Origin of the sequence: Janthinobacterium sp. P210005 (assembly GCF_036231865.1) — a bacterium.
Lineage (GTDB): Bacteria > Pseudomonadota > Gammaproteobacteria > Burkholderiales > Burkholderiaceae_D > Janthinobacterium > Janthinobacterium kumbetense.
The window spans coordinates 623,043-641,957 of sequence record NZ_JAZARC010000003.1 but is presented as its reverse complement, the minus strand read 5'-3'; the positions used below and the strand labels follow the sequence as shown (position 1 = coordinate 641,957).

At 60.9% G+C, this 18,915-nt stretch carries 15 protein-coding genes and 1 rRNA gene; 11 read left to right on the top strand and 5 right to left on the bottom strand.

Annotated elements, in window-relative coordinates; all coding sequences use genetic code 11:
* Positions 1-113: ribosomal RNA gene (gene rrf, locus VPH40_RS16610) — 5S ribosomal RNA — on the top strand.
* 129 nt (positions 114-242) lie between these two features.
* Here the strand turns inward: rrf and VPH40_RS16605 are convergent.
* A complete protein-coding gene (locus tag VPH40_RS16605) occupies positions 243-803 on the bottom strand; it encodes an acyloxyacyl hydrolase (protein WP_077408864.1) in 561 nt (186 codons plus the stop codon).
* A gap of 119 nt (positions 804-922) precedes the next feature.
* Here VPH40_RS16605 and VPH40_RS16600 point away from each other — a divergent pair, with 119 nt between their 5' ends.
* Positions 923-1,807 carry an NAD(P)-dependent oxidoreductase gene (locus VPH40_RS16600; RefSeq protein ID WP_328573984.1) on the top strand — a complete coding sequence of 295 codons (885 nt, stop codon included), beginning with the start codon at positions 923-925 and terminating at the stop codon, positions 1,805-1,807.
* Between the two features lies 1 nt (position 1,808).
* On the opposite strand, the gene VPH40_RS16595 is transcribed toward VPH40_RS16600, so the two are convergent.
* Positions 1,809-3,002 (bottom strand): M20 aminoacylase family protein, encoded by a 1,194-nt coding sequence (locus tag VPH40_RS16595; RefSeq protein WP_328573976.1) that lies wholly within the window; start codon positions 3,000-3,002, stop codon positions 1,809-1,811.
* A gap of 206 nt (positions 3,003-3,208) precedes the next feature.
* Here VPH40_RS16595 and VPH40_RS16590 point away from each other — a divergent pair, with 206 nt between their 5' ends.
* The 4 genes from VPH40_RS16590 to VPH40_RS16575 all read left to right on the top strand — a co-directional run bounded on the left by VPH40_RS16590 (position 3,209) and on the right by VPH40_RS16575 (position 10,033).
* The gene (locus VPH40_RS16590) at positions 3,209-5,284 is read left to right on the top strand and encodes a molybdopterin-containing oxidoreductase family protein (RefSeq protein WP_251351356.1); all 2,076 of its coding nucleotides are present in this window, start codon (positions 3,209-3,211) and stop codon (positions 5,282-5,284) included.
* A gap of 2 nt (positions 5,285-5,286) precedes the next feature.
* A complete protein-coding gene (locus VPH40_RS16585) occupies positions 5,287-6,336 on the top strand; it encodes an aminopeptidase (protein WP_328573975.1) in 1,050 nt (349 codons plus the stop codon).
* A gap of 276 nt (positions 6,337-6,612) precedes the next feature.
* Entirely contained in the window at positions 6,613-8,295 is a 1,683-nt protein-coding gene (locus VPH40_RS16580) for a long-chain fatty acid--CoA ligase (RefSeq protein ID WP_099666194.1), read from the top strand.
* A gap of 55 nt (positions 8,296-8,350) precedes the next feature.
* Positions 8,351-10,033, top strand: coding sequence for a long-chain fatty acid--CoA ligase (locus tag VPH40_RS16575; protein ID WP_289917839.1), 1,683 nt, complete (start codon positions 8,351-8,353; stop codon positions 10,031-10,033).
* Here VPH40_RS16575 and VPH40_RS16570 read toward each other — a convergent pair.
* Complete coding sequence (locus VPH40_RS16570) at positions 10,030-11,202, bottom strand: acyltransferase family protein (protein ID WP_328573974.1); 1,173 nt, start codon at positions 11,200-11,202, stop codon at positions 10,030-10,032. The genes VPH40_RS16575 and VPH40_RS16570 overlap by 4 nt on opposite strands.
* A 158-nt stretch (positions 11,203-11,360) precedes the next feature.
* Between VPH40_RS16570 and VPH40_RS16565 the strand changes: the two genes are divergently transcribed.
* A complete protein-coding gene (locus VPH40_RS16565; protein ID WP_328573973.1) occupies positions 11,361-12,227 on the top strand; it encodes a LytR/AlgR family response regulator transcription factor in 867 nt (288 codons plus the stop codon).
* Here the strand turns inward: VPH40_RS16565 and VPH40_RS16560 are convergent.
* Together VPH40_RS16560 and VPH40_RS16555 are read right to left on the bottom strand one after the other, a co-directional pair.
* Positions 12,224-13,816 carry an alkaline phosphatase D family protein gene (locus VPH40_RS16560; protein WP_305062924.1) on the bottom strand — a complete coding sequence of 531 codons (1,593 nt, stop codon included), beginning with the start codon at positions 13,814-13,816 and terminating at the stop codon, positions 12,224-12,226. The genes VPH40_RS16565 and VPH40_RS16560 overlap by 4 nt on opposite strands.
* Before the next feature lie 42 nt (positions 13,817-13,858).
* Entirely contained in the window at positions 13,859-14,299 is a 441-nt protein-coding gene (locus VPH40_RS16555) for an acyl-CoA thioesterase (RefSeq protein ID WP_052139932.1), read from the bottom strand.
* Positions 14,300-14,360: 61 nt separating this feature from the next.
* On the opposite strand from VPH40_RS16555, the gene VPH40_RS16550 reads away from it, so the two are divergent.
* From VPH40_RS16550 to VPH40_RS16535, 4 genes are all read left to right on the top strand, one after another.
* On the top strand, positions 14,361-16,211 hold the full coding sequence (locus VPH40_RS16550; protein ID WP_289907231.1) for an ABCB family ABC transporter ATP-binding protein/permease: 1,851 nt from the start codon (positions 14,361-14,363) through the stop codon (positions 16,209-16,211).
* A gap of 195 nt (positions 16,212-16,406) precedes the next feature.
* A complete protein-coding gene (locus VPH40_RS16545) occupies positions 16,407-17,363 on the top strand; it encodes an amino acid ABC transporter substrate-binding protein (RefSeq protein WP_099666199.1) in 957 nt (318 codons plus the stop codon).
* A 99-nt stretch (positions 17,364-17,462) separates the two neighbouring features.
* Positions 17,463-18,212, top strand: a complete 750-nt coding sequence (locus VPH40_RS16540; RefSeq protein ID WP_077409318.1) for an amino acid ABC transporter permease — start codon at positions 17,463-17,465, stop codon at positions 18,210-18,212.
* 1 nt (position 18,213) lies between these two features.
* Complete coding sequence (locus VPH40_RS16535; protein WP_099666200.1) at positions 18,214-18,906, top strand: amino acid ABC transporter permease; 693 nt, start codon at positions 18,214-18,216, stop codon at positions 18,904-18,906.
* Positions 18,907-18,915 lie beyond the last annotated feature (9 nt).

Here is an 18,915-nt window from a genome sequence, read left to right as displayed (position 1 = left end):
CCTGATGACCATAGCAAGTTGGTCCCACCCCTTCCCATCCCGAACAGGACCGTGAAACAACTTTGCGCCGATGATAGTGCTGCAACCAGTGTGAAAGTAGGTTATCGTCAGGCTTGTTATTCGAAAAAACCCCTTCCGGTGATCCGGTTGGGGTTTTTTTACGTCTGGCGGTTTGGTTTTGTCAGCAGACAGGCGTAAAAAAAGGCACCGCTACGCGGTGCCTTGTTCATTTGTCATAACCATTAAAAATGGTAAGCGACTTTGACGTTCATGTAATTGACGCCGCTATTCGGTTTCTTGTAGCCGCCGTTCGAGAAATGCTGGATCTTCGCAGCGACTTCCCATTTGTTATTGAAGATATAGCCAACGCCGATATGGTCGCCGAACTGGAAGTGGGTCGACAGGCGGTTATCGTCGTTATCGTACAGCTTGGATAGCATGTGTACGCCAATGCCGCCTTCCGCATAGAAGCCCAGCTTGTTCGTGTTTTCAAAGCGGAACACGGGGGTAAAGCCCAGGTCCCACAGCTTTTGATGCTGGCCGGGGACATTGCGATAGCTCTTGCCATCCCAGCCGCCGATGCTGGCATCCCAGTAACCGCTCAGTTGTGTGCCATTCGATACGAACCAGGCCTTATCCCAGTTCGAGGTCACGCCGGCGCGTACCATTTGTACCTTCACGCCCTTGGCATATTCGCCGTAGACGGAGTCGATCAGTTTGTCGTCGGCGGCAAAGCCGGCGTTGGCTGCCATCAGCGCGGCAACGGCGGCGATGGATTTGAGGATATTCTTCTTGAAGGACATAGAGGCTTTCATCGTAAAATTGGCCGTAAGGCTCGTCTTGTTTGCGCAGACACCCAGTTTTGCACAGTGTTCCCGCCACCCGTTTGATTTCAGAGGTTCAATTGACATTCTCTACAAAAATCGCATTTCTCGGTATCGGTCTGATGGGGGATCCGATGGTCCGGTGCCTGCTGCGCGCTGGATATTTTGTCACAATTTGGAATCGCACGCACAGCAAGGCCGAAGTCCTGCGTGAGGCAGGTGCCCAGCCCGCCGTTTCCGTGGCCGAGGCGGTCAATGGCGCGGACGTGGTCATTTCGATGCTGGAAGCCGGGCCCATCGTGGCGCAGGTGCTGCAAGAGGCGCTGCCAGCCTTGCGTGCAGGGGCGCTCTGGGTTGATATGAGTTCCACCAAGCAAGCAGAAGCCCAGCAATTTCATGCCGCCTTGCACGCGGCAGGCCATGCCTTTATCGATGCGCCCGTGTCGGGTGGCGTCGGCGGGGCACAGGCGGGCACCCTGGCCATCATGGCTGGCGCCAGCACCAGCGATTACGCGCGGGTTGCAGTGATTCTGTCGGCCATGGGGCGCCCGACCTTGGTGGGGCCGGCCGGCAGCGGCCAGGTTGCCAAGCTGTGCAATCAGCTGATCGTCGGCGCCACTCTGAATATCGTGGCGGAAGCGTTATTGCTGGCGCAGGCGGCCGGCGCCGATGCGAGCGCCGTACGGGCAGCGATACGTGGCGGTTTTGCCGAGAGCAAGATTCTGGACGTGCATGGCCAGCGCATGCTGGAGCGCAATTTTGTTGCCGGTGGACAGGTGAAAAGCCAGATCAAGGACATGCACAACATCCTCGCGGCAGCCGAGGCGGCCCACGTCACCTTGCCGGTGACGCAATTGGTGACGCAGCGCTATGAAACCCTCGCCGCCAGCCATCCTACGGCAGACCACGCGGCTGCCTTGCTGGCCCTGGAAGCGTTGAATCCGGGCCAGCGCCTGGGCACCGGTCCGGATAAGCTGAGCTGATTTACGTGACGGGCAGGCTCGCTTCGGCCAGCTTGACCCAGAAACTGGCGCCGATGGGCAGCAGATTGTCATTGAAGTCGTAGCTGCCATTGTGCAAGACGCACGGACCCAGGCCGTGGCCGCCATCGCGGTGTTCGCCATCGCCGTTGCCGATGAAGATATAGCAGCCAGCTTTTTCCTGCAGGAAAAATGCGAAGTCTTCCGCGCCCATCGTCGGTTCAACATTCGCGTTGACATTGTCGGCGCCGACCACGCTTTTCATCACTTCGACGGCAAACGCCGTTTCCTTCGCGTGGTTGACCAGCGGCGGGTAGTTGCGCTTGAAGTGGAAATCGACTTCCGCGCCAAAGGCGGCGGCCGTGTGCACGGCGATCTCGCGCATGCGCTCTTCGATCAGGTCCAGCACGGGCGTGGTGAAGGTGCGCACGGTGCCGACCAGGCTGGCGTCATCGGGAATCACATTGGTGGCGCTGCCCGCATGGATTTGCGTGATCGACAGCACGGCCGTGTCGAGCGGACTCTTGTTGCGGGTGATGACGGTTTGCCAGCTTTGCGCGATTTGCACGGCTACCATGACGGGGTCGATGCCTTTGTGCGGCTGGGCCGCGTGCGCGCCCTTGCCTTTGACGGTGACGTGGAATTCATTGCTGGACGCCATCATTGGCCCTTCCACCACGCTCAGGGTACCCGTTTCCGCGCCCGGCCAGTTGTGCATGCCGTAGATGGCATCCATGGGAAAGCGTGTAAACAAGCCGTCTTCGATCATTTCGCGTGCACCGGCGCCGCCTTCTTCCGCCGGCTGGAAGACGAGGTAGACCGTGCCATCGAAGTTGCGATGTTGCGCCAGGTAATGGGCGGCGCCCAGTAGCATGGCCGTGTGGCCGTCGTGGCCGCAGGCGTGCATCTTGCCCGGATGACGTGAAGCATGCTCGAAGGTATTCATTTCCTGCATCGGCAAGGCATCCATGTCGGCGCGCAGGCCGATGGCGCGCTTGGACGTGCCATGCTGGATGATGCCGACCACGCCAGTGCGGCCCAGGCCGCGTACCACGGGAATGCCCCATTCCGTCAGTTTGGCGGCGACCACGTCCGAGGTGCGCTGTTCTTCGTAGCACAGCTCCGGATGCGCGTGCAGGTCGCGGCGGATACCTTGCAGCTCGGATTGAAACGCCAAGATCGGATCAACTAGTTTCATGGGACTCTCCTGTGGATGCTGGCGCGCAGCAATGTATGGCGCGCCGGACCGCGCTTGTTTGATCAAAAACAGACGCGGCTAATAGTGCATTGTAGCCCTTGTTTGCCGGGTAAATCCAGCGCACGGACGTGCTTGCCACGGCGCCAACAGCAAGCGCGCGGAATGGTTTACAGTATCGCCTTCCCCCAACGTTTTTGGATTGCCCCATGACCACCACCCAAGTGCGCGCCGCCTGCCCGCTCGACTGCCCCGATACCTGCGCCTTGCTGGTCACCGTGACCGACGGGGTGGCAACAGCCGTCAAGGGGGATCCCGACCACCCGACCACGGCGGGCGTGCTGTGCACCAAGGTGTCGCGCTTCACGGAGCGCACCTACCATGCGGACCGGCTGCTGCATCCGCTGCGCCGCGTGGGCAAGAAGGGGGAAGGAAAGTTCGAGCGCATCAGCTGGGAGGAAGCGCTGCAGACCATCGCGGCCCGCTTGAAACCGATCGCCGCGCGCGATCCGCAGGCGATCTTGCCGTACAGCTACTGCGGCACCATGGGCCTGGTGCAGGGCGAGTCGATGTCGTCGCGTTTCTTCAACCAGCTCGGTGCTTCCTTGCTGGACCGCACCATCTGCGCCTCGGCCGGCGCCACGGGCTACCGCTATACGGTGGGCGCCAGCATCGGCACGGACCTGGAACAGTTCCAGAACGCCAAGTTGATCATCATCTGGGGCGGCAACCCGATCGCCTCGAATTTGCACTTCTGGATGCGCGCGCAGGAAGCCAAGCGCAATGGCGCCACCCTGATCGCCATCGACCCCTACCGTTCGCTGACGGCGGAAAAGTGCCACCAGCACGTCGCGTTGCTGCCGGGGACCGATGCGGCCCTGGCGCTGGGTTTGATGCATGTCTTGATTGTGGAAGATTTGCTCGATCATGATTACATCGAGCGCTACACTGTAGGCTACGAGGCCTTGAAACAGCGGGCCCTGGAATGGCCGCCCGAGCGGGTGGCCGAGGTGTGCGGCATCACGGCCACGGAAGTGGTCGACTTGGCGCGCCTGTACGGCCAGGCGTGCCGCTCCGGCGAGGGTGCCGCCATCCGGGCCAACTATGGCGTGCAGCGCGTGCATGGCGGTGGCATGGCCGTGCGCAATATCGCCTGCCTGCCCGCCCTGACGGGCGCCTGGCGCCATCCGGCCGGCGGCATGCAGCTGTCGAGCTCGGGTTCCTTCCCCATCAATCGCAAGGCCCTGCAGCGCCCCGATTTGCTCAAAGGCACGCCGCGCACCATCAATATGAGCACCATCGGCGACGATTTATTGAAAGAGAGTTCCGCCGATTTCGGCCCGCAAGTCGAGGCCGTGATCGTCTACAACTCGAATCCCCTGGCCGTGGCGCCCGATTCCTCGAAAGTGGCGCAGGGCTTTGCCCGCGAAGACTTGTTTACGGTCGTGCTCGAACATTTCCAGACCGATACCGTCGATTACGCCGACATCGTGTTGCCCGCCACCACGCAGCTGGAACACGTCGATACGCATGCCACCTATGGCCATCTGTACATGATGGCGAACAATGCGGCCGTGGCGCCGCTGGGTGAAGCGAAGGCGAATACGGAAATCTTCCGCCTGCTGGCCCAATACATGGGCTTTGATGACCCGTGCTTCCAGGAAAGCGACGATGCGCTGGCGGCCAAGGCATTCGATGCGTCGGATGCGCGCGCCGTGCATTTCGACTGGGAATCGCTGAAGCGCACGGGCTGGCAAAAGCTGGCCATGCCGGAAGCGCCATTTGCCGAGGGGCGTTTCCCCACGCCATCGGGCAAGTGCGAGTTGTATTCGGAAGCCATGGCGCTGGCGGGCCTCGATCCCTTGCCCACGTATATCGCGCCGCACGAATCGCTGGCCAGCAATCCCGCGCTGGCGGCCCGCTATCCGCTGGCCATGATTTCCCCACCGGCGCGCAATTTCCTCAATTCCACTTTCGTGAACGTGAAAAGCCTGCGCGCGGCCGAAGGCGAGCCGCACCTCGATATCCATCCCGACGATGGCGCCGCGCGCGGCATCGTGGCCGGCGACATGGTGCGCATCTTCAATGACCGCGGCAGCTTTGTGGCCAAGGCCAGGGTGACGGACAAGGCACGACGGGGCCTGGTGGTGGGCTTGTCCGTGTGGTGGAAGAAACTCGCCAGCGACGGCAAGAACGCCAACGAAGTGACCAGCCAGCGCCTGACGGACATGGGCCGCGCGCCGACCTTCTACGATACGCTGGTTGAAGTGGAAAAGGCTGCCTGACCATGGCGCGCTGGCCGGCCCGCTTGCTTGTCGGCACGGTGTGCCTGCTGCTGGGCGGCTGCACGCAATTGCGCTACTACACGCAAGCGGCGCAGGGGCAATATGCCCTGTGGTCCGGCGCGCGTCCCATCGGCGACTGGCTCGATGACCCCGCCACCGAGCCGCGCCTGAAAGTGCGTCTGGCCAAGGCGCAGCAGATCCGCCGCTTTGCCGTCAGCGAGCTGGACTTGCCAGACAATGGCAGCTACAAGAACTATGCCGCGCTGCGGCGCCCGTTCGTGCTGTGGAACGTGGTAGCCACGCCGGAATTGTCGCTGCAGCCGCTGCAATGGTGTTTTCCCATCGCCGGCTGCGTCAGCTATCGCGGCTATTACAGCAAGGAGGAGGCGCTCGCGTATGCCGACGAGTTGCGCGCCCAGCATTACGACGTCCAGGTGGGCGGCGTGCCCGCGTATTCCACCCTGGGCTGGTTCGACGATCCCCTGCTGTCGACCTTTATTCATTACAACGATGCGGAACTGGCGCGCCTGATCTTCCATGAGCTGGCGCACCAGGTGGTGTACGTGCCTGGCGACTCGGCCTTCAACGAGTCGTTTGCCAGTGCCGTGGAAGAGGCCGGCGTGCAGCGCTGGCTGGCGCGCGAGGGCAACGACAGCATGCGCGCGGCGTACGCCCAGTATGCGGCGCGGCGCCAGGATTTCCTGGCCTTGCTATTGAAATACCGGGGCGAACTGGAGTCCGTGTATGCGAGCGACGCCAGCGATGCGGACAAGCGCGCGCGCAAGGCGCAGGTATTTGCGGCATTGCAAGATGCCTACCAGGTACTGAAGCAAAACTGGGGTGGTTTTGCCGGTTACGACCGCTGGTTCGAGCAGCCATTGAGCAATGCGCACCTGGCTTCCGTGTCTACCTACAATGAATTTTTGCCCGCCTTTAAAAAATTGCTGGAAGAAAAAAAGAACTTTCGTGCTTTTTATGCTGCAGTGCACACAATGGCCCAGATCAAGAAGCCTGAGCGCAGGCAGGCGCTGGAACAATTGTCCAGCCCGTGACCCGTAAAGATTGTCCCGGACGTCAAGGCGAACGATCCTGCAACAGCGTATTTATCATGTTGCAGTGCAGCACAAAATACCCCTAGAGTTGCCGCTCGAATACTGTTGAAAGCGCTTGCATGGAAGCCCGGCGCCCGATAGCATCGCATTAGTAGCATAGAGCAATTGCTCGTCAGAATGCTCAAACTGACTGCAGGACGACAGAATCCGCAGCAATGATCCGCGCCGGCAGGGTGCGCCGGCTCCCCCACGATTATTCGAGACAAGAGGCACAGGATGGAAAAAATTTGGCTGAAGTCGTATCCTCCCGGCGTCCCCGCCGACATCGATCCTGATCAATATCGTTCGCTGGTGCATTTGCTGGAAGAAGCGTTTCAGAAATATGCGGATCGCAATGCCTATGTCTGCATGGACAAATTTCTCACCTATGCCGAACTCGACACCTATTCGCGCCAGCTGGGCGCCTGGCTGCAAAGCCGCGGCCTGAAGAAGGGCGCGCGCGTCGCCCTGATGATGCCGAACGTGCTCCAGTATCCGGTGGCGATTGCCGCTGTCTTGCGCGCCGGCTACACGGTAGTCAACGTCAACCCTTTATACACGCCGCGCGAACTCGAGCATCAGCTCAATGATTCGGGCAGCGAAGCCATCATCGTGCTGGAAAACTTCGCCCATACCCTGGAACAGGTGCTGGGCAAGACGGCCGTCAAGCACGTCGTCGTCGCCAGCATGGGCGAAATGCTCGGCGGCTTGAAGGGCATGATCGTCAATTTTGTCGTGCGCAATGTCAAGAAGATGGTGCCCGCGTATTCCTTGCCGAACGCCATGCGCTTCAAGCAGGCGCTGGCGCTGGGCAGCCGCATGAAACTCACGCCCGTCGAGCTGAGCGTCCATGACGCTGCCTTCCTGCAATACACGGGCGGCACGACGGGCGTGTCGAAAGGCGCGACCTTGAGCCATCGCAATGTGATCGCCAATGTGCTGCAGAGCGAAGCGTGGTCCGGCGCGGCGCTCGACCAGAACAGCAAGGAACAGATGATCGTCGTCTGCGCCTTGCCGCTGTACCATATCTTTGCGCTGACGGCGTGCGCGATGTGGGGCACGCGCGTGGGCGCCCTGAATATCCTGATCCCGAATCCGCGCGATATTCCGGGCTTGATCAAGGAACTGGGCAAGTACAAATTCAACCTGCTGCCAGCGGTCAATACCTTGTATAACGCGCTGGTGAATCACCCCGATTTCGCCAAGCTCGATTTCTCGGGCTTGAAGATCGCCAATGGCGGCGGCATGGCGGTGCAGCAAGCCGTCAACGACAAGTGGCTGCAAGTGACGGGCGTGTCCATCATCGAAGGCTATGGCTTGTCGGAAACATCGCCCGTCGCCACCTGCAACCGCGCCGACAGCACGGCGTTTTCCGGCACCATCGGCTTGCCCGTACCCTCGACCGACATCGCCATCCTCGACGACGACGGCAAGGAAGTGCCGCTGGGCCAGACGGGCGAAATCGCCATCCGCGGCCCGCAAGTGATGAGCGGCTACTGGAACCGTCCCGACGAGACGGCCAAAGTCATGACCCCCGATGGCTACTTCAAGTCGGGCGACGTGGGCATCATGGACGAGCGCGGCTATGTGAAGATCGTGGACCGCAAGAAAGACATGATTCTCGTTTCCGGCTTCAATGTGTATCCGAACGAAGTCGAAGCCGTCATCGCGGCCCATCCTGGCGTACTCGAGTGCGCCTGCGTGGGCGTGCCGGACGAACACTCGGGCGAGGCCGTAAAAGTGTTTGTCGTGCGCAAGGATCCGAACCTGACCCAGGCAGTGCTGGCCGCGTACTGCAAGGAACAATTCACGGGTTACAAGCGGCCGAAATACATCGAGTTCCGCGATGAACTGCCGAAGACCAACGTCGGCAAGATTTTGCGTCGCGCCCTGCGTGACGAAACAAAGATAGCAGCATAAACAGTGTGGGATGCGCCAGGAGGCGCGTCCCTTTTACAGATAAAGATGAGGCGAGATGGACAAGATTTGGTTGAAGTCGTACCCGGACAGCGTTCCCGCAGAGATTGATTGCACGCAATACCGTTCCGTCACGCATTTGCTGGAAGAGTCGTTCCAGAAATATGCGGACCGCAACGCCTTCGTGTGCATGGATAAATTCCTCACCTACCGCGAGCTTGACCAGCTGTCGCAACAGATGGGCGCCTGGCTGCAAAGCAAGGGCCTGCAACCGGGCGCGCGCGTGGCGATCATGTTGCCGAACGTGTTGCAGTATCCGGTGGCCATGGCGGCGATCTTGCGCGCCGGCTACACCGTGGTGAACGTCAATCCGCTGTACACGCCGCGCGAATTGCAGCACCAGTTGATCGATTCGGGTAGCGAAGCGATCATCGTGCTGGAAAACTTCGCCACCACGGTGGAACAGGTATTGCCGCACACCCAGGTCAAGCATGTGATCGTCGCCACCATGGGCGACTTGCTCGGTGGCTTGAAGGGCACCATCGTCAACTTCGTCGTGCGCAAGATCAAGAAAATGGTGCCCGCGTTTTCCTTGCCGGGCGCCATCAGCTTCAACAAGATGCTGGCCGAGGGTGCCCGTTTGACCTTGACGCCGGTGCAGCAGGGACATGACGATATCGTCTTCCTGCAGTACACGGGCGGCACGACGGGCGTGTCGAAAGGCGCGATGTTGTTGCACCGTAACGTGATCGCCAACGTGCTGCAAAACGAGGCGTGGATGTCGCCCGTGATGACCAAGGAAATGCGCGCCACCTCGATGGGTTTCATGTGCGCCTTGCCCCTGTATCACATATATTCGCTGACGGTCAGTGCCCTGATGGGCATGCGCCTGGGCGGCATGAGCGTGCTGATCCCCAACCCGCGCGACATCCCCGGTTTCGTCAAGGAGTTGTCCAAGCACAAGATCGTCGTCTTCCCGGCAGTTAATACTCTGTATAACGCGCTGCTGAACAATGCCGACTTCGCCAAGCTCGATTTTTCCAGCTATAAAGTGTGCAATGGCGGCGGCATGGCCTTGCAGCGCAATGTGGCCGAGCGCTGGCTGAAATTGACGGGCTGCCCGCTGATCGAAGGCTATGGTATGTCGGAAACGTCGCCCGTGGTGACGGGCAACCGTGTCGACATCACGGAATTCACGGGCACCATCGGCTTGCCTTTCCCGTCGACGGAAGTGGCGATTTTGAACGACGATGGCGTGGAAGTGCCGCTGGGCGAACCGGGCGAAATCGCCGTGCGCGGCCCGCAAGTGATGGCGGGATACTGGCAGCGTCCGGACGAGACGGCCAAGTCGATGACGGCCGACGGCTATTTCAAGACGGGCGACGTGGGCGTCATGGATGAGCGCGGCTACGTGAAGATCGTGGACCGCAAGAAAGACATGATCATCGTTTCCGGCTTCAATGTGTATCCGAACGAAGTGGAAGACGTGGTTGCGTCGTGCCCGGGCGTGCTGGAATGCGCCTGCATCGGCGTGCCGGATGCCAACTCGGGCGAAGCCGTGAAAGTGTTTGTCGTGCGCAAGGATCCGAACCTGACGGTGGAACAGATCCGCGAGCATTGCAAGCATGAGTTGACGGCGTACAAGAAGCCGAAATACATCGAGTTCCGCGATGAATTGCCGAAAACCAATGTCGGCAAGATCTTGCGCCGTCAATTGCGCGACGAAAAGAAAGCGGCTTAACTCGCCGCCAAGGCTGTGTCCGCCGCCACGGCTTGCCGTGGCCGGGCGGGCAAGCCGAAGCAGGGACGCAGCCAGCTCACCTTGCTGATCAGCAGCGACGTGCCCAGCCAGCAGATGGCCACCGTGCCCGCAAGTACCAGCAGCGGCTCGAGCACGGGCCCCAGTTTTAACGGCACCACCCAGTAGGCCAGCAGTACGATCGCGCTCTGGTGCAGTATGTACCAGGGAAAGACGGCCTGGCGCGCCCATGGCAGCCAGGCAAACGGTTTATTCAGCAAGGTGTGCGACCAGCCCAAGATGGCGCAGATGGCCAGCCACATGTACAGGTTGCGCATGGGCCAGGAACCAAACGAGGCCCAGGTCAGCAGGTTTTCCGAAGCCACCAGGTCAAAACCCAGATACACGGCAAACGCGCAGGGCGCCAGCAGCAGCGCCTGCCAGCGCAAGCGGGCCAGTTCCTGCCACACTCCCTTGTCATTGCCCAGCCACCAGCCATACAGATACATGGTGAAATAGATGGCGTGCGCGTACCAGTCCTTGAGCAGCGCATGGGTTTCCGGATAGCGCAGCTTCAGGAAGGCCGTTGCCGCCAGCGTTGGCAGGGCGGGCAGGACCAGCAGGCGCCAGCCGCGCAGGCCCGCAAACAGCGGTCTTGCCTTGGCTAGCAGCGGCTGCAAGGCCACCAGCACGATGGTGTACAGCAACAGATACACCAGATACCACAGATGGTTCCACGTAAAACTGGTTTTCCAGCCCGTAAATGCGCCGGCCGGCCAGGCGTGGCCGCCAAAGTAATGCAGCAGGAATGGTCCATAGCCAGGCTCGACCAGACCGTTGCTGACGCCCTCGCAATACGGTTGCACGGGGATCACCACCAGCACGCCAAACAGCAAGGGCAGCAACAGGCGCTTGATCCGGCGCCACAGGAACGCACCGCTGGACGTGTGCGTCATCATGGCGCAGGACACGCCGGAAATGAGGAACACGATTTCCATGCGCCACCGGTTGATAAAGACCATGGGAAAGTTCAATGTTTCCGTCAAGTAAGTACTTTTCATGTGGAAGGCGGCGCCATCCAGGTACAGCATGGCCGTGTGGTAGACGATCAGCAGGCTGAAGACAAGAAAGCGCAAGGCATCGATATCGTAACGGCGGGAATTTGTGGTCATGGTCGTGGGGTCCGTCGGTCAGGGAATGCCCCAGCATAGGCAGGCCGCACGGGGCGAACCAGCGAAAAGTGATCAATCGCTGGCTGTTTGTGACGAGCGGTGGCGCTGGGACGGCTTTGGGACCTTACAATCATGCAACTTATTCACTGTCCGTCACCATGCGCCTGTCTTCCACCGATTTGTTGCAACGATATCAACGCTGGCGCCAGATCGCCGAGCCAGCTTTCTGGATCGTCCTGTATCTGCTGCAAACGTCGCTCAACTGCTGGATCAGCTGGGCCGACCGCGTGCGCGCCGGGCTCGATACGCCCTTCTGGGAAGTGGCCGTGTGGGAGTGGAGCAGCAACCTGGTGCTGCTGGCGCTGGTACCGGTGGTGATCCTGGCTAACCAGTTTCGCCCCTTGCACCTGGTTTTCCAGAGGAAGAACTTGCGCTGGCACCTGGCCGCGTCGCTCGTCTACAGCCTGGTGCATGTGCTGGCCATGGTGGCCTTGCGCAAACTGGCTTACTGGAGCGCCGGCAGCGACTACGATTTCGGTAACTGGTGGCGCGAGTTGCCGTATGAATATGTCAAGGATGTGCGTACTTACTTCTCCATTTTATTGTTCACGGGCTTTTACCAGTTGCTGCTGATGCGCTGGCAAGGCGAGGCGACCCTGCTGGGCGAACCCGATGAAGGGCCTGCCGTGGAACCGGTGCAGCAGCCGGAGCGCTTTCTGGTGCGCAAGCTGGGCAAGGATTTTCTGCTGCCGGCCTTTGAAATCGAGTGGATACAGGCGTGGGGCAATTATGTGAATCTGCATGTGCGCGGCCACGACTATCCGCTGCGCTCGACCATGGCGGCCATCGAGCGCCGACTCGACGGCAAGCGCTTCCTGCGCGTGCACCGCAGCTATATCGTCAACCTCGACTTTGTGCGGAGCATCGTGCCGCTGGAATCGGGCGATGCGCGCGCGGTGCTGTCCATGGGCGGCGAAGTGCCCGTCAGCCGGCGCTACCGCGACGCCTTGAAAAGCAGAGGCTAGACGCGTTGTACGCCAGCCTTGCCGTCCTGGACGGTGAAACTGGCCAGTGTCGCGATGGCCGACGCGCTGTCGCGCACATTCTCCAGGCCCTGGAACAGGGCCGTGGTTTTCTCCGGTGTGATGTCCAGCAACATATAGCCGCGCTTGTCGCTGCGTCCGTAGCGGATGTGCGGGTTCATCGCCACGTACTGCTCCGTACGTGCCTGCGGGCGGGAACTCGATGTGATTGAGGTACCGCAAAACTCGGTGGCCAGCACGGGATTATCCTTGCCGACAGGGCGCATGGCGTTGCGGCTCAGTTCGGTGGCATAAAAGGTGTGCACGTCGCCCGACAGCACCAGCGGGTTGCTGGCCTTGCTGCTGCGCAAGGCGTCGAGCAAGTGCTGGCGCGCCATCGGATAGCCATCCCAGCCATCGGTCCAGATGCGTTCGTCGCCGGGCCGCAGGATGGGCACCTGGCTCGATTGCGCCATCAGGGTTTGCTGGGCCAAAATGTTCCAGCGCGCGGGAGAATCATCGAGCCCGGCTTGCAGCCAGCGCTGCTGTTCCTCGCCCAGCATCGTGCGTTCGGGCTTGCGCAAGTCGGGACAGTTACGCGTGGTGACGGAATTCGAGCCGCCGCGGCCCGGCTTGGCGCACGCGTGGTAGGCGCGGTATTGCCGGTCGTCCAGCACGTGGAAGCGCGCCAGGCGGCCCCAGTCATAGCGCTGGTAGATGCGCATGTCGACAAAACCCCGCCGGCCCAGCGGCAGCAGGCGCAGCGGCATGTGTTCATAAAATGCCTGGTAGGCGGCCGCGCGGCGCTGCAAAAAAGCAGGCGTGAGCAATTCGTCACGGTCATTGCCGTAATCGTTGGCCACTTCATGGTCGTCCCAGGTGACGATCCACGGCGCGGCCAGGTGCGCGCCCTGCAAGTCGCGGTCGCTCTTGTATTGCGCGTAGCGGGCGCGATAGTCGTCCAGAGTAAAACTTTCATGCGTGCGCACGGCCCGGCTCGGGTGCTGCAGCTGGTATGGACCCCATTCGTAGATGTAGTCGCCAAGGAAGGCCACCAGGTCGGGCGCGGCGGCGGCGATGTGCCGGTGCGCTGCATACGCGCCGAATTCCCAGTGCTGGCACGAGGCGACGGCCAGTTTCATCGAGGCGGGCATGGAGCCGGGCTCGGGCGCCGTGCGCGTGCGGCCCACGGGGCTGACGGCGTCGCCCAGCATGAAGCGGTACCAGTACCAGCGTCCGGGCGCCAGGCCGCCCACATCGACGTGCACGCTATGCGCGAGGGCGGGCGTGGCCGTGGCCTGGCCCTTGGCGGCGATGCGCCGGAACGCCTCGTCGTCCGCCACTTCCCAGCGCACGTTCAGGGCGATGGCGGGCGTGGCGCTGGCATGCAGCGGGTCGTAGCAGATGCGCGTCCACAGCACGACGGCGTCCGGCAAGGGCGAGCCGGAAGCGACGCCGAGCGCAAACGGGTAGCCGGCGCCATTCAGGCGCGTGGCGGCGCTCGCGCTGGAACCGGACAGCACGCTGCCGGCGGCGGCCAGCGCACCGATGCGGGCGGCGCTCTGCAGGAAGATGCGGCGCTGGTTATCCATGCCGTCTGAAAATAAAACGTGGGATTAATGTAACAGCGACAATCAAGGCGACAGCAAGGTCTCGATCGGCGGCACTTTGCGCGGTTTGCGGTCGGAGTCCGTCGCCACATAGATCAGGGTGGCTTCCGTGACTTTCACGATGCATGCTTGCAGGCGGTTGCGCTCGGCATACACCTCGACATTGACGGTGATCGAGGTGTTGCCAACCTTGACGATGTCGGCGTAGAAGGAGAGCAGATCGCCGACGAAGACGGGGTTTTTGAAGACGAAGGAGTTGACGGCGATGGTGGCGACACGGCCGTTGGCGCGCCGCGTGGCCGGCAGGGAACCGGCGATATCGACCTGCGCCATGATCCAGCCGCCGAAGACGTCGCCGTACACATTGGCGTCGGACGGCGCGGGCATCATGCGCAATTCCGGCATTTTTCCGGCGGGCAGGCCGGAGGCGAGGCAGTTGTCGGGACGGTCGGGGGAGGTGCTCATCTTTTATTCTCATGAAAGGCTACAATTGCCCCGATTGAACCATAAAAAGCCGACCTTCGCCATGCGCCGTTCCCAGACTCCCCCTCCGCCCCGCTCGCCAGCCTCCGCCAGCCACAGCGATTTCGCCACCATCAAGACCTTGCTGCCGTATCTCTGGGTCTACAAATGGCGGGTGCTGCTGGCGCTGCTATGCCTGGTGGGTGCCAAGCTGGCCAACGTGGGCGTGCCCCTGATCCTGAAAAAACTCGTTGACGCGATGACGATCACGGCGGCCCATCCGCAAGCGCTGCTGGTGTTGCCGGTCGGCTTGCTGGTGGCGTATGGCTTGCTGCGCCTGTCGACCACCCTGTTTACGGAGTTGCGCGAATTCCTGTTCGCGCGGGTCACGCAGCGGGCCGTGCGCACCATCGCCCTGCAAGTGTTCCGCCACCTGCATGCCTTGTCCCTGCGCTTTCACTTGAACCGCCAGACGGGCGGCATGACGCGCGACATCGAGCGGGGCACGCGCAGCGTCGGCTCGCTCATTTCCTACACCCTGTTCAACATCCTGCCGACCCTGGTGGAAATCACCCTCGTGCTCGGCTACCTGGTCTTGCACTACGACATCTGGTTTACCGTCATCACGGCGGTGGCGCTGGTGTCCTACATCGCGTTTACCGTGCTGGTGACGAACTGGCGCACGCATTTTCGCCGCACCATGAACGACCTCGACTCCAAAGCGAATACCAAGGCCATCGATTCGCTGATCAACTATGAAACCGTCAAGTATTTCGGCAACGAGGATTACGAGGCGAAGCGCTACGACGAAGGCTTGCAGCGCTATGAATCGGCCGCCGTCAAATCGCAGACTTCCTTGTCCCTGCTCAATACGGGCCAGTCGCTGATCATCGCCACGGCTGTTACCCTGATCCTGTGGCGCGCCACCGTGGGCGTGATCGCCGGCACGATGACTTTGGGCGACCTGGTGCTGGTGAACGCCTTCATGATCCAGCTGTACATTCCCCTCAATTTCCTCGGGGTGATTTACCGCGAAATCAAGCAAAGCCTGGCCGACATGGAACGCCTGTTTTCGCTGCTGAACGAGAACCGTGAAATCGCCGATACGCCGGAAGCCAAGCCGCTCGTCACGCGGGGCGCGGCCGTGCGCTTTGCGCATGTGGATTTCAGCTATGAAGCCAAGCGGCAAATCCTGTTCGATGTGGATTTCCAGATTCCCGCCGGTACCACGACGGCCGTGGTGGGGCATAGCGGCTCGGGCAAGTCGACTCTGTCGCGTTTGCTGTTCCGCTTCTATGAAGTCGATGGCGGCGGCATTACCATCGATGGCCAGGACTTGCGCGCCATCACGCAGGATTCCCTGCGCGCGGCCATTGGTATCGTGCCGCAGGATACGGTGCTGTTCAACGACACCATCGAATACAACATCGCCTACGGCAAGCCGGGCGCCAGCAAGGAAGCCATCGTGGCGGCGGCGAAAGCGGCGTCGATCCATGATTTTATTGAAAGCTTGCCAGATGGCTACAACTCCATGGTGGGTGAGCGAGGGCTAAAACTGTCGGGCGGCGAAAAGCAGCGCGTGGCCATTGCCCGCACCTTGCTGAAAGACCCGGCCATCCTGATCTTCGACGAAGCTACGTCGGCGCTCGATTCCAAGGCCGAGCAGGCGATCCAGTCGCAGCTGAAGGACATCGCCAAAAACCGCACCACCCTGGTCATTGCGCACCGCCTGTCGACGGTGGCGGATGCCCAGCAAATCCTGGTGCTCGACCATGGCCGCATCGTCGAGCGGGGCACGCATCCGCAATTGCTGGCGCTCGATGGCCTGTACGCGCAGATGTGGCAACGCCAGCAGGCAAATATGGACGACGAGGCGCAAGAGGACGAGTTGGCGGGGTTGGCGCCGGCAAAATAAATCGGGAAGGCGAAATCAGTAGGAAAAATGCTACAGCCGCGCCGATTCAGGCGCGCGTATAGCGCCTATTTGCGGGCAATCGCAGAAAACGGCTAGTCCAGCGCTGAAAATGAAATAAAATTAATTCCATTGGTGGCGTCTGCACCACAGTTGTTTCGTTCGGAGTCCATCCGGTTTGTCCGCCCAGGAGAATTTATGAAATTGACCAAAATCATCGCCACGCTGCTCAGCGTCGGTGTCATCAGCAGCATGTCGCCAGTCCAGGCCCAGGAATTGACCGGCACCTTGGCCAAGATCAAGAAAGCCGGTTCCGTCACCCTCGGCGTGCGCGACGGCTCCGTGCCTTTTTCCTATCTCGATGACAAGCAGCAATACCAGGGTTATTCGATCGACCTGTGCATGAAAGTCGTCACGGCCCTGCAAAAGCACCTGGGCCTGAGCGAACTGAAAGTGGTGATGAGCCCCGTCACGTCGGCCAACCGCATCCCGCTGATGGCCAACGGCACCATCGACCTCGAATGCGGCTCGACGACGAACAACCTGGAACGCCAGCAGCAGGTGGCATTCGCCCCTACCATGTTCGTCATCGGCAACCGCGTGCTGTCGAAAAAAACCTCGAACATCAAGACCCTGGAAGACTTGCGCGGCAAGACCCTGGTCGCCACGGCCGGCACGTCGACCATCAAGCAGATGACGATTTTGAACAAGGAAAAAAACCTGGGCATGACGATTGCTGTCGGCAAGGACCATCCTGAATCGTTCCTGATGCTGGAAACGGGCCGCGCGGTGGCCGAAGCCAACGACGATATCCTGCTGGCGTCGCAAGTGGCCAACTCGAAAAACCCGAACGACTACGAAATCACCAAGGAAGCGCTGTCGGTCGAGCCGTACGGCATCATGCTGCGCAAGGGCGATCCGGCCTTCAAGAAAGTGGTCGACGACGCGCTGATCCGCCTGTACAAGAGCGACGACATCAACCGCATCTACGCGAAATGGTTTACTTCGCCGATCCCGCCGAAAAACATCAACCTGAAATTCCCCATGCCGCCGCAATTGAAGGCGGTCTTCACGAATCCGACCGATTCGGGCGACCCGGCCGCGTATGCGGCCGTACCGGAAGCGCAGAAGACCTCGGACAAACGGAAAAAATAACAAGAGTGCGTAACAAATCGGGGGGCGCAAGCCTCCCGTTTTATTTACGGGACGGGTGGCGGACAAGCCGCTTTCCTTTAGCTGCATGGAAGGATGATCATGAATTACAACTGGAATTGGCGCATTTTCTGGGAGATTTCTCCCGATGGCGTGGGCACGTACATGGACACCCTGTGGTCCGGCCTCGTCTGGACCCTGGCCACGGCCGGTGCGGCGTGGATCATGGCGCTGATATTGGGCCTGGTGATCGGCACCATCCGCACCCTGCCGAACAAATGGCTGGTGGGCGTGGCCAATGCCTACGTCGAATTGTTCCGCAACGTGCCGCTGCTGGTGCAGATGTTCCTCTGGTATTTCGTCATGCCGGAGCTGCTGCCGCCTGACCTGGGCGCCTGGGTCAAGTCGCTGCCGAATGCGCCTTTCGTCACGGCCGTGCTGTGCCTGGGATTCTTTACTTCGTCGCGCGTGGCCGTGCAGGTAACGACGGGTATCGAGGCGCTGCCGCGCGGGCAAAAACTGGCCGGCACGGCGCTGGGCCTGACGCTGCCGCAAACCTACCGCTTCATTTTGCTGCCGATGGCTGCGCGCGTCATCATGCCGCCGCTGACCAGCGAATTTTTGAACATCATCAAGAACAGTTCCGTGGCGCTGACCATCGGCCTGATCGAACTGACGGCCAGCGCGCGCGCCATCCAGGAGTTTTCCTTCCAGGTGTTCGAGGCGTTTTCGGCCGCCACCATCATCTATGTCGTCGTCAATCTGCTGGTGGTGGTGCTGATGCACCTGATCGAAAAAAAGGTCGCCATCCCGGGCTTCATCGTCGCCGGCGCCAAGACGGGAGGACATTGATATGTTCGGTAATTTCGACTTCGATGTCATCTCCCGCTCGTGGGTCTACCTGTTCCAGACCGGCATGGTCTTCACCCTGAAACTGACGGCGCTGGCCATGGTCGGCGGCATCGTGCTGGGCACCCTGCTGGCGCTGATGCGCCTGTCCGGTAACCGCATCGTTTCGGGGGTGGCATCGAGCTACGTCAATCTGATACGCTCGATCCCGCTGGTGCTGGTGATCTTCTGGTTCTACTTCCTGGTGCCGTATATCGCCGCCTGGGTCATCGGCGCGAACGAACCCGTGAAAGTGGGCGCGTTTCCTTCCGCGCTGATCACCTTCATCATGTTCGAGGCAGCCTACTATTGCGAGATCATGCGCAGCGGCATACAGTCGATTCCGCGTGGCCAGGTGTGGGCCGGCCAGGCGCTGGGCATGAATTACCGGCAAACCATGGGCAGCATCGTGCTGCCGCAAGCGTTCCGCAACATGATCCCCGTGCTGCTGACGCAGACCATCGTGCTGTTCCAGGACGTGTCGCTCGTGTACGTGCTGTCGATTCCCGATTTTGTCGGCGCCGCCTCGAAGATCGCCCAGCGCGACGGCCGCCTGGTGGAGATGTACGTGTTTGTCGCCGTCGTGTATTTCGTGCTGTGCTATGCCTTGTCGTTCCTGGTAAAACGCCTGCAGAAACGCGTCGCCATCATTCGCTAACCGAAAAAG

What these genes read in the sequence shown, in the direction of transcription:
- VPH40_RS16605 (WP_077408864.1), bottom strand. Translation starts at nt 803, where the DNA reads ATGTCCTTCAAGAAGAATATCCTCAAATCCATCGCCGCCGTTGCCGCG.
- VPH40_RS16595 (WP_328573976.1), bottom strand. Translation starts at nt 3,002, where the DNA reads ATGAAACTAGTTGATCCGATCTTGGCGTTTCAATCCGAGCTGCAAGGT.
- VPH40_RS16590 (WP_251351356.1), top strand. Translation starts at nt 3,209, where the DNA reads ATGACCACCACCCAAGTGCGCGCCGCCTGCCCGCTCGACTGCCCCGAT.
- VPH40_RS16585 (WP_328573975.1), top strand. Translation starts at nt 5,287, where the DNA reads ATGGCGCGCTGGCCGGCCCGCTTGCTTGTCGGCACGGTGTGCCTGCTG.
- VPH40_RS16580 (WP_099666194.1), top strand. Translation starts at nt 6,613, where the DNA reads ATGGAAAAAATTTGGCTGAAGTCGTATCCTCCCGGCGTCCCCGCCGAC.
- VPH40_RS16575 (WP_289917839.1), top strand. Translation starts at nt 8,351, where the DNA reads ATGGACAAGATTTGGTTGAAGTCGTACCCGGACAGCGTTCCCGCAGAG.
- VPH40_RS16570 (WP_328573974.1), bottom strand. Translation starts at nt 11,202, where the DNA reads ATGACCACAAATTCCCGCCGTTACGATATCGATGCCTTGCGCTTTCTT.
- VPH40_RS16565 (WP_328573973.1), top strand. Translation starts at nt 11,361, where the DNA reads ATGCGCCTGTCTTCCACCGATTTGTTGCAACGATATCAACGCTGGCGC.
- VPH40_RS16560 (WP_305062924.1), bottom strand. Translation starts at nt 13,816, where the DNA reads ATGGATAACCAGCGCCGCATCTTCCTGCAGAGCGCCGCCCGCATCGGT.
- VPH40_RS16555 (WP_052139932.1), bottom strand. Translation starts at nt 14,299, where the DNA reads ATGAGCACCTCCCCCGACCGTCCCGACAACTGCCTCGCCTCCGGCCTG.
- VPH40_RS16550 (WP_289907231.1), top strand. Translation starts at nt 14,361, where the DNA reads ATGCGCCGTTCCCAGACTCCCCCTCCGCCCCGCTCGCCAGCCTCCGCC.
- VPH40_RS16545 (WP_099666199.1), top strand. Translation starts at nt 16,407, where the DNA reads ATGAAATTGACCAAAATCATCGCCACGCTGCTCAGCGTCGGTGTCATC.
- VPH40_RS16540 (WP_077409318.1), top strand. Translation starts at nt 17,463, where the DNA reads ATGAATTACAACTGGAATTGGCGCATTTTCTGGGAGATTTCTCCCGAT.
- VPH40_RS16535 (WP_099666200.1), top strand. Translation starts at nt 18,214, where the DNA reads ATGTTCGGTAATTTCGACTTCGATGTCATCTCCCGCTCGTGGGTCTAC.